Raw genomic sequence first — 8540 nt, 5'->3', positions numbered from 1 at the left:
CTAAGCGGGAAGCCTCCTTCAAGATTAGGTATCCCTGGGAGCAATCCCCTAAAGGCCCGTTGTAGACCACAACGTTGATAGGCCGGGTGTGTAAGCGCAGTAATGCGTTCAGCTTACCGGTACTAATCGGCCGTGAGGCTTGACCATAAAAAATTCTTAGAGAGGGGGGTGGACCTCCACCCCCCGATCATACACTGCCAAAAAATCCTACAGACACGAAATGCGATTGTGAGAAACATATTGCGCGGGCGTTATGCCCAAGCTACGAGTTTCTCTGTGGCTATGCCGAGAGGGTCACACCCGTTCCCATCCCGAACACGGAAGTTAAGCCTCTCAGGGCCGATGGTACTGCACTGGTAACGGTGTGGGAGAGTAGGTCGCCGCAGGGAATTTAATTGAAAAAGCCCCGTCTGATTCCAGACGGGGCTTTTTCGCGTCCAGCGTTTGAACTTCTGGCTTACTTGTCATGCGGTACCTCGATTCCCGCTGTGGCAGCGCCCTCACCCCCGCCCCTCTCCCGGGGGGAGAGGGGGGATGCTCCAGCTGCTTCTATTCTCCTTTAGTCTTTGCCGAAGGCTACTTTGAAGACATCTTTGTATTCCTTGGCATAGTGCACTTCCAGTCCTTCCTTCAGATAGTCCGGTAGTTCCAGGAAATCCTTCCGGTTGGCCTCGGGGAAGATCAGGACCCTCAGGCCGGCCCGTCGTGCGGCGATGGTCTTTTCCTTTACGCCACCAATCGGGAGTACTCGCCCGGTGAGGGTCAACTCGCCGGTCATGCCTAATTTCTTACGTACCGACTTTCCTTGTATCATCGAGACCAATGCCGTTGCCATGGTTACCCCTGCAGAAGGACCATCCTTCGGGGTGGCACCGGCGGGAACGTGCAGGTGCACGAAGTGGGTGTCGAAGTAATCATCCGGCGCACCGTACGTCTTCAAGTGTGCCATCACGAAGGAATAGGCGATCTCCGAGCTCTCGATCATCACGTTGCCCAGCTGCCCCGTCTGCCTGAAGCCCTTACCTTTACTGGCCATGGCCGTGGCCTCGATGGGAAGCGTGGCGCCTCCCATGCTGGTCCACGCCAGGCCGGTCACGACGCCCGGTACTCCTTCGAAAATCTCTTCTGTCGTGAACACTGGCTGACCCAGGTACTCAGCTAGATCTTTCTTGGTGACCACGATGGGCTCGGTTCTGCCGCTGGCGAACTCCATGGCCGCTTTCCGCATCAGCTTCTTGATCCTGTTCTCCAGGGTGCGCACGCCGGCTTCACGGGCCCAGCCGTCGATCAGTGCCGCAAGTGCTTCCTTTTTGATTGTGACCTGGCCGTGCTTCAGCCCGTGGTTCTTCAGTGCTTTCGGGATCAGGTAGCGTTTGGCAATCTCCATCTTCTCTTCAAGCACGTATCCCGACAGCCGGATGATTTCCATCCGGTCCAGCAGTGGTGCGGGGATGGTGTCCAACTGGTTGGCCGTTGCGATGAAGAGAACGTTGGAGAGATCGAAGGGGACATCAAGGTAGTGGTCCCGGAAGGTCCCATTCTGCTCCGGATCGAGCACCTCCAAAAGTGCGGATGCCGGATCCCCCTGGAAGGACGCGCCGATCTTGTCGATCTCGTCCAGCATCAGCACCGGGTTTGAGGTTCCCGCGCTCTTCATTGCCTGGACGAACTTGCCGGGCATGGCGCCTATGTAGGTGCGGCGGTGTCCCTTGATCTCCGCCTCGTCGCGCATGCCGCCTAGGGAGAAGCGGAAGAAGGAGCGCCCCAGGGCATCGGCGATGCTTTTGCCGATGGACGTCTTGCCCACTCCCGGCGGTCCGACCAGGCAGAGGATGGAACCGGAGATGTCGCCCTTCATCTTGCCCACGGCAACAAATTCCGTGATCCTGTCTTTCACGTCATTCAACCCGTGGTGATCCCGGTCCAGGATCTTCCTCGCCCTGTCGACATTGAACGAGTCCTTGCTGTATTTGCCCCAAGGCAGGATGGTAAGCCAGTCAAGGTAGTTGCGTGTTACGTGGTACTCGGCCGAGGCTGGCTCCAGCAGTTTGAATTTCTCCAGTTCGTCGCTGACCGCTCGCTGCGCCTCGTCGTTCAGTTTGAGATGTTTCAGGCGCTCCTCGAACTTCTCGGCCTCGGCGGCTTTGCCTTCCTTTTCAAGTCCCAGTTCCTTCTTGATGGCTTTCAACTGCTCGCGCAGGAAGAATTCACGCTGCTGCTGGCTGATCTTCTCCTCGATCTGCTTGGTGATCTTGGTTTGCAGCCGCGATACCTCCAGCTCCTTCTTGAGCAGGGTGAGTACGAGATCGATCCTCTTGCGTACGTCGAAGAGTTCCAGCACCCGCTGTAGGTCTTGCCCGTCTGCGGAGGTGAGGCTGGCGGCGAAGTCTGCAAGCTTGCCCGGATCATCGATGCTCGACCGCCCTAGGAACATTTTGATTTCCTCGGAGTACAGCGGATTGATCTGGACCAGCTCCTTGAGGGTGCTGACAACGGCCATGGAATATGCCTTCAACTCCGGGTTGACGGAAAGCTCGGTTCCGTACTGGTAGTTGACGGTCGCGAAGAGGGCCCCGTCATTCTCGTGCAGTTCCACCATGGTGAAACGTTCCAGCGTGTTGAGCAGGAACTGTGCGTTCTGCTCGTCGAGGTGCATCATCTTGACGATCTTTCCTGCGACACCGACTTGGTGTAGGTTGTCTGCCCCGTCTGGCTTGTCCGGGTCCTTTACCAGCACCAGGCCTATTGCCTGGCCCGGTGTCTCCATTGCCCGCTTGATCGCCTGTACCTGGTGCGGGTCGTTCAGCACCATCGGGATCAGCATGTTGGGGAACGCGGGGCGTGGCCGCAGCGGTATGATGGGAAGTCCCAGTGGCAAGACTTCCGAAGCCAGCACCAGGCCGCCTTCCTGCTGCTGCTTCCCATTCACTTCGGCTTCGACTATTTCAACGTCCTGTTGGCTCATGATGAGACTCCTGGTGTGGTTTTAATAAAACCTAAGCACGGATGTCCGGGCTGTCAACCTCCGGGCCCAAACTGAGCTTGCCATTATCACCTCGTACCCTGCAGCAAAGGTTTTGCTTCCTCAGGTTGATAATCCTTCTGGATGAGGTACACACATACAGGTGCGAATTGTGGCATCGTGCCCATCGCTTCACAGGTAACTTAAAAGGAGTCAGTCATGAAAATACTGTTAGTGGTCACCTCCCATGACAAACTGGGGGATACCGGGGAGAAGACAGGCTTCTGGTTGGAAGAACTGGCGGCCCCCTATTACGTGTTCCGTGATGCCGGAGCCAAGATCACCATAGCGTCGCCCAGAGGAGGGATGCCGCCGGTCGACCCGAAAAGCAACCTGCCCGACAACGAGACTGAAGCGACCCGTCGTTTCAAGGCAGACCCGGCGGCACAGGATGATCTGGCCCATTCGCTACGGTTGCGCGAGGTTTCGGTCAATGATTACGACGCCATCTTCTTCCCGGGGGGGCATGGTCCCCTTTGGGATCTCGCCGTCGAGTCTGATGCCATTGCGCTGATCGAAGCGTTTGCCCGCGCGGACAAGCCGATAGCGGCAGTCTGCCACGCCCCGGCTGTGCTGGGCGACGTGAAGGGTACTGACGGCGATTTCCTGGTGAGGGGCAAGCGGGTCACCGGGTTCACTAATGATGAGGAGGAGGCTGTGGGGCTGACCGACGTGGTTCCCTTCCTGCTCGAGGATAGGCTGAAGGAGCGGGGTGCACAGTTCCAGCGCGGTCCGGTATGGGGACCGTTCGTCGAGGTCGATGGCAAGCTGGTAACGGGACAGAATCCGGCATCCTCGGCGCCAGCCGCGGAGGCCCTGCTCAAAGTGCTGAAGGCACGATAAGCAAGGGCAGAGTGCTCGACCAGGTTCTACGGAGAGGGAAAGGAGGCGTTATGGACGCTCTGCGCAAGATCAAGAAGGTCTGGAAAAGCAAGCCCACCATCGAGGGGGCTGGTGTGCACCTGAAGCGGGCCTTCGGCAACCACGAGGTGCCCCTGTTCGATCCGTTCCTGCTCATGGACGACTTTCATTCCAACTATCCGCCTCACTATCTGAAAGGGTTCCCCTGGCATCCGCACCGCGGCATCGAGACCATAACCTACGTGCTGCACGGTAGGGTCGAGCACGGTGACAGCATGGGCAACAAGGGAGTGATCGGTCCGGGTGACCTGCAGTGGATGACCGCCGGCAGCGGCATCATTCACCAGGAAATGCCCTTGGGGGACGACGAGGGACTCATGTGGGGCTTCCAGCTCTGGGCCAACCTCCCCGCCTCGCACAAGATGATGCCGCCCCGCTACCGGGGCATCGTCGCCGACGAGATCCCGGAGGTGACCATGAACGGGATCAAGGTGAAGGTGATCGCCGGCACGGCTGGAGGGGGCCAGGGGCCGGTGCGGGACGTGGTAGCCGATCCGGAGTATCTCGATGTTACCATGCCGGAGGGAGCGACCTTCACCCACGCCATCAAGCGGGGCTACACCGTCCTCGCCTACGTGATCGACGGCGAAGGGTACTTCGACCATGAACGTAATGCCTATGAACACGAGGTGGTGGGGACGAACTACTTCGACTTGGAGCGCCGCTGCGAGTGCGGTGCCGAGAACCTGATCCTGTTCGAAGACGGTGACGTGGTCTCGGTGACCACCCAGGGGAAACCGGTCCGTTTCCTGCTCATCTCGGGCAAGCCGATCGGCGAGCCGGTTGCGTGGTACGGGCCCATCGTGATGAATACCCAGGAGGAACTGCAGGTGGCGTTTGAGGAGTACCAGAAGGGGACGTTCGTGAAGTAGCGGCGGTTGGAAGCTCTAGTGGGAAAGGAAAGCGGGGCGCCTTGGCAGGCGCCCCGCTTTTTTCGTGCTATGTCCGGTGCATCAGTTGTTGCCGCTCCCCTCTGCTTTGAGCTTCTCGTTGGGGGAGAGTTCGATCTGCACGCGGCGGTTCAAGGCCCGGTTCGCGTCCGAGTCATTGGGGACCGCGGGGCGGGTGGACCCGTAGCCGACTGCCGCCATCTTGGAGCCCGGGACTCCCTGCGATACGAGGAAGTCGCGCACCCGGCCGGCGCGCCGCTCGCTCAAGGGCTGGTTGACGGCGTCGGAGCCGGTGGAGTCGGTGTGACCCTCGATGACGATGGTGGTCTGGGAATCTCTAAGGGTGGGGACAGCCTTGCTCAGGGCGTCCTTCGCCTCAGGCTTCAGGGTGTCTTTGCCGACATCGAAGAGAATGCCGGAAGGAAGAGCCACGTAGACCTTGTCCCCGTCACGGATGACTTCAGCCTGCGGCATTTCCTTCTTGAGGGCGGCCGCCTGGCGGTCCATGTAGTTGCCCACCGCACCGCCCACCACTGCACCGGTCAGGCCGCCGATGGCCGCGTTGCGCCCGCGGTGCGATTTGCCGCCGATGAGTGCGCCGGCGCCTGCACCCAGTACCGCGCCGCCCAATGCGCCCAAGCCGGTCCTCTTGAATTCGTAGCTTCCATCAGGATTGGTGGCGCAGCCGGTTGCTAACAAGGCAACGGTTGTCATGCCAACGATAATTCTTGCGATCAAGCGTGCTGTCATTGCTCCATCTCCTTAATGAATGAAATAGTCACAGAACACATCAAAGATACCACCTCACCTCTCCAAGATCAATGCCTGGGGCGACTTCATCCAGTTCCGGTAGTCCTCCGTGAGATGAAACTGTGCAGGATTGCGAAAGTTTCTGCAGGTTTTTCTTCTTGCGGATTATGGCCGCATTGCTCAAGTACCTGGAGATTCGCCCCTGCAATAGCATCCCGCAGCCTCGTCCCCTGTGACAGCGGCACGATCTGGTCGTGACTTCCCCAGAGTAGGAGGACCGGCAGGCGCAGGTCCTGGTAACGTTCGGCGATCTGTTCCTGGTCCAGTGGTACCAAGCTGCGGCAGGTCGCCACCAACGCCCGCTTAGCCGCCTTGTCACGGTAGCAGGGGGCGTACCTGGCGATATGTTCCCGGTCGACCAGTTTGGGGTCGTAGTAGGCCATCTTGAGCCCGGTCTTGATCCAGATGTCCGGGGCGTAGAGGGCAACGAACAATGCCGCCGCCAGCCGGTTCTCGAAAATCTCAGCCATGAGCGGGAGTCGCTGGATGTACCCAGGGCCGGCCATGATCACCATCGCAGTTAGCAGGTCCTCTGCCTTGCGGAGCATGGCTTCCACAGCGGTGAGCAGGGCCACTGCCCCACCTAGTGAATGCCCCACCAGGGTTACCTGCTTCAGTTCCTGATGCTCCAGAAAGTCCAGTAGGCGGGCGCTGTGACCGCGGATCGAATAATCGGTTTCCTTGGGCTTCGAAGAGGCTCCGGAGCCAAGTAGGTCAAGGAGGTAGAGGGTGTAGTGGTCGGCAGGGAACAGAGGGACGAGGTCGCTCCAGGTCTCGGACCGGGCCGCGAGGCCGTGTACGAGAATGACCTTGGCCGGTCCGTTTCCGTAACGGCGGTACGCCAGTATCTCCCGCTCGGAAAGACGGCACAGATGCAGAGGAAGGTCGGCCAGATTCATGTCGCCTATTTTAGCAGAAAGCGGAAGGAATCGTGACAACCGGCAGCGAAATTTGCGAAGTCTGATATTGTTGTATTTTGCTAATATTGTTTAGCCCGCTTCTGGACCTGTGGGATGGCAGATGCAGGATCACAGGATCAGCGGATAGCTCGGGCTGGCGCGGCAGGAACCTGCGTCCAATGCGCTAAATATATAAAAAAAGCCCGATGATGTAGGTCATCGAGCTTTTTCTGAGAAAATAACTGACGTTCAGTGGAACCTGCTCAATCCGTGGGGATGGTGTTTTGTTGCTGGAAGATTTTAGGACTCCATCCTTATCAGATCTTTTTATGCCATAACGGACGAGATCTATGAGCCTTTCGGCTTGGCCTACCGGACGTCAGTTACCAACCCCAGATGTCGCTTCATGCATCTGGAGTTGTTTTTGAGTTAGTTGTCAGAGATGTTGGTTGTTGCGTCCCTCCATAAGAACCATTGTACTCCCGGTACTTATGGCATTCAATGGTTTTTTCAACCTGCTAGGCGACCATAGAGTACAGTACCGGAGTATGAACCACGTGTCGTCCCGAATCCTCATGATAAGCACGAATCGGGAGACCGCCCCGCAACCGGCGGTTCCCATCGGGGCAGCCTGGGTGGCCGAAGCGCTGCGGCTGGCGGGCTTCCACGTCAAGTTACTCGATCTCTGTTTCCTGCCGGACCCGCTGACTGCCGTCGCCGATGCCCTGGCGGGCTTCGCCCCGGACGGCATCGGCCTTTCCGTCAGGAATCTTGACAACTGTAACCTGCTCGCACCCAAGTCGTACCTGCCGGAACTACGGGACGTGGTGCGCCTGATCAAGGCGCGGTCCAACGCCCGGATCCTGATCGGAGGAGCCGGGGTCAGCATCCTGCCACACCAGGTCCTGGAATATTTGGATCTTGATTATGCCGTGGTGGGGGAGGGTGAGGTGGCTGCCGTGCAGTTTTTCAGCGCGCCGGATGCCGACGCAGCCGGCCAGGTGGCGGGGGTGGTGTCCAGGACGGGAGCGCAGCGGCGACAAGATGATGCCGCTGCGGTAGCCGGCGAGGCGTACGTGATGCCACGGTTGCACGGTTGGGTCGATGCTGGGAAGTACCTGGCGCAGGAACCGGTGCTCCCCGTGCAGGGCAAGCGGGGCTGCGCCCAGCGCTGCCTTTACTGCACCTACCGCATGATAGAAGGATCGAGTTGGCGGGTGCGGGACCCGGTCGAGGTGGTGGATGAAATCATGGAGTCCATGCGTCGCACCACAGCGCGGGAGTTCGAGTTCGTGGACAGCATCTTCAACGAGCCGGAGGGTTACCTGGAGTTGCTGCTGGAAGAGGTACTGAGGCGTGGTATGAAGGCACGCTTCTGCGCCTCCTCTCTATCCCCGAAACGATTGACAGCGGGGCAGCTGCGCCTCATGGAGCGCGCCGGGATGACCTCCCTCGTGATCACCCCTGAAAGTGCAGCAGGAGCCACGTTGGCGGCGTTGCAGAAGGGCTTTGACGAGGACGAGGTGAACCGCGCCGCGGAGCTGTTGGGCCGTTCCCAACTACGGGCGCTCTGGTGTTTCCTCATCGGTGCGCCCCAGGAGGACGAAGAGACGCTGGGGCGGACGGTGGCCTTTCTGAACCGCCACGTCGGCAGCAAGGACGCGGCCTTCATCACCACGGGAATACGTATTTATCCGGGAACGGGGCTGCATCGGCTCGCGCTGCGGGAGGGGACGCTGCAGGCGGACGACGACCTGCTGATGCCGTCTTTCTATTTCTCCCCAAAGCTCACCCCGGAACGGGCCCGGGTCCTCCTGGACCAAGGTGTACGTCATGGCCGCTGTATCCACCTCACCGATACCCAGGCCCCGGTACTGGGCACCCTGCGTCGTATCGGCACCGCTGTCGGCCTGCCGACCCCTTTCTGGCGCTACGCCGGATATGCCAAAAGGGTGCTCAAGTGGCGGGGGGAGGGTGGTACGGTACGGCGGTAATTGT

6 protein-coding genes and 2 rRNA genes are annotated in these 8540 nt (G+C 59.4%); 5 read left to right on the top strand and 3 right to left on the bottom strand.

Features of this window, described 5'->3' with window-relative positions; genetic code table 11:
- Both K7R21_RS20195 and rrf read left to right on the top strand, forming a co-directional pair.
- Positions 1 to 147: ribosomal RNA gene (locus K7R21_RS20195) — 23S ribosomal RNA — on the top strand; the annotation flags it as partial.
- Positions 148 to 272: 125 nt separating this feature from the next.
- Positions 273 to 389, top strand: a 5S ribosomal RNA gene (rrf, locus tag K7R21_RS20190).
- 170 nt (positions 390 to 559) lie between these two features.
- Here the strand turns inward: rrf and lon are convergent.
- Positions 560 to 2965: an endopeptidase La gene (gene lon, locus K7R21_RS20185; RefSeq protein ID WP_224985098.1), complete on the bottom strand. Its 2406-nt coding sequence runs from the start codon at positions 2963 to 2965 to the stop codon at positions 560 to 562.
- Between the two features lie 216 nt (positions 2966 to 3181).
- On the opposite strand from lon, the gene K7R21_RS20180 reads away from it, so the two are divergent.
- Together K7R21_RS20180 and K7R21_RS20175 are read left to right on the top strand one after the other, a co-directional pair.
- Complete coding sequence (locus K7R21_RS20180; protein WP_224985097.1) at positions 3182 to 3865, top strand: type 1 glutamine amidotransferase domain-containing protein; 684 nt, start codon at positions 3182 to 3184, stop codon at positions 3863 to 3865.
- A gap of 50 nt (positions 3866 to 3915) precedes the next feature.
- Positions 3916 to 4815 carry a pirin family protein gene (locus K7R21_RS20175; protein ID WP_224985096.1) on the top strand — a complete coding sequence of 300 codons (900 nt, stop codon included), beginning with the start codon at positions 3916 to 3918 and terminating at the stop codon, positions 4813 to 4815.
- An 81-nt stretch (positions 4816 to 4896) separates the two neighbouring features.
- Here K7R21_RS20175 and K7R21_RS20170 read toward each other — a convergent pair whose 3' ends face one another.
- Positions 4897 to 5583, bottom strand: a complete 687-nt coding sequence (locus K7R21_RS20170) for an OmpA family protein (RefSeq protein ID WP_224985095.1) — start codon at positions 5581 to 5583, stop codon at positions 4897 to 4899.
- Positions 5584 to 5669: 86 nt separating this feature from the next.
- On the bottom strand, positions 5670 to 6542 hold the full coding sequence (locus tag K7R21_RS20165; protein WP_224985094.1) for an alpha/beta fold hydrolase: 873 nt from the start codon (positions 6540 to 6542) through the stop codon (positions 5670 to 5672).
- A gap of 575 nt (positions 6543 to 7117) precedes the next feature.
- Here K7R21_RS20165 and K7R21_RS20160 point away from each other — a divergent pair.
- Complete coding sequence (locus K7R21_RS20160) at positions 7118 to 8536, top strand: B12-binding domain-containing radical SAM protein (RefSeq protein WP_224985093.1); 1419 nt, start codon at positions 7118 to 7120, stop codon at positions 8534 to 8536.
- Positions 8537 to 8540 lie beyond the last annotated feature (4 nt).

Origin of the sequence: Geomonas agri, assembly GCF_020179605.1 — a bacterium.
Classification (GTDB): Bacteria; Desulfobacterota; Desulfuromonadia; order Geobacterales; family Geobacteraceae; genus Geomonas; species Geomonas agri.
This window is presented reverse-complemented; position numbering and strand designations above follow the sequence as displayed.

What these genes read in the sequence shown, in the direction of transcription:
- lon (WP_224985098.1), bottom strand. Translation starts at nt 2,965, where the DNA reads ATGAGCCAACAGGACGTTGAAATAGTCGAAGCCGAAGTGAATGGGAAG.
- K7R21_RS20160 (WP_224985093.1), top strand. Translation starts at nt 7,118, where the DNA reads ATGATAAGCACGAATCGGGAGACCGCCCCGCAACCGGCGGTTCCCATC.
- K7R21_RS20175 (WP_224985096.1), top strand. Translation starts at nt 3,916, where the DNA reads ATGGACGCTCTGCGCAAGATCAAGAAGGTCTGGAAAAGCAAGCCCACC.
- K7R21_RS20180 (WP_224985097.1), top strand. Translation starts at nt 3,182, where the DNA reads ATGAAAATACTGTTAGTGGTCACCTCCCATGACAAACTGGGGGATACC.
- K7R21_RS20170 (WP_224985095.1), bottom strand. Translation starts at nt 5,583, where the DNA reads ATGACAGCACGCTTGATCGCAAGAATTATCGTTGGCATGACAACCGTT.
- K7R21_RS20165 (WP_224985094.1), bottom strand. Translation starts at nt 6,542, where the DNA reads ATGAATCTGGCCGACCTTCCTCTGCATCTGTGCCGTCTTTCCGAGCGG.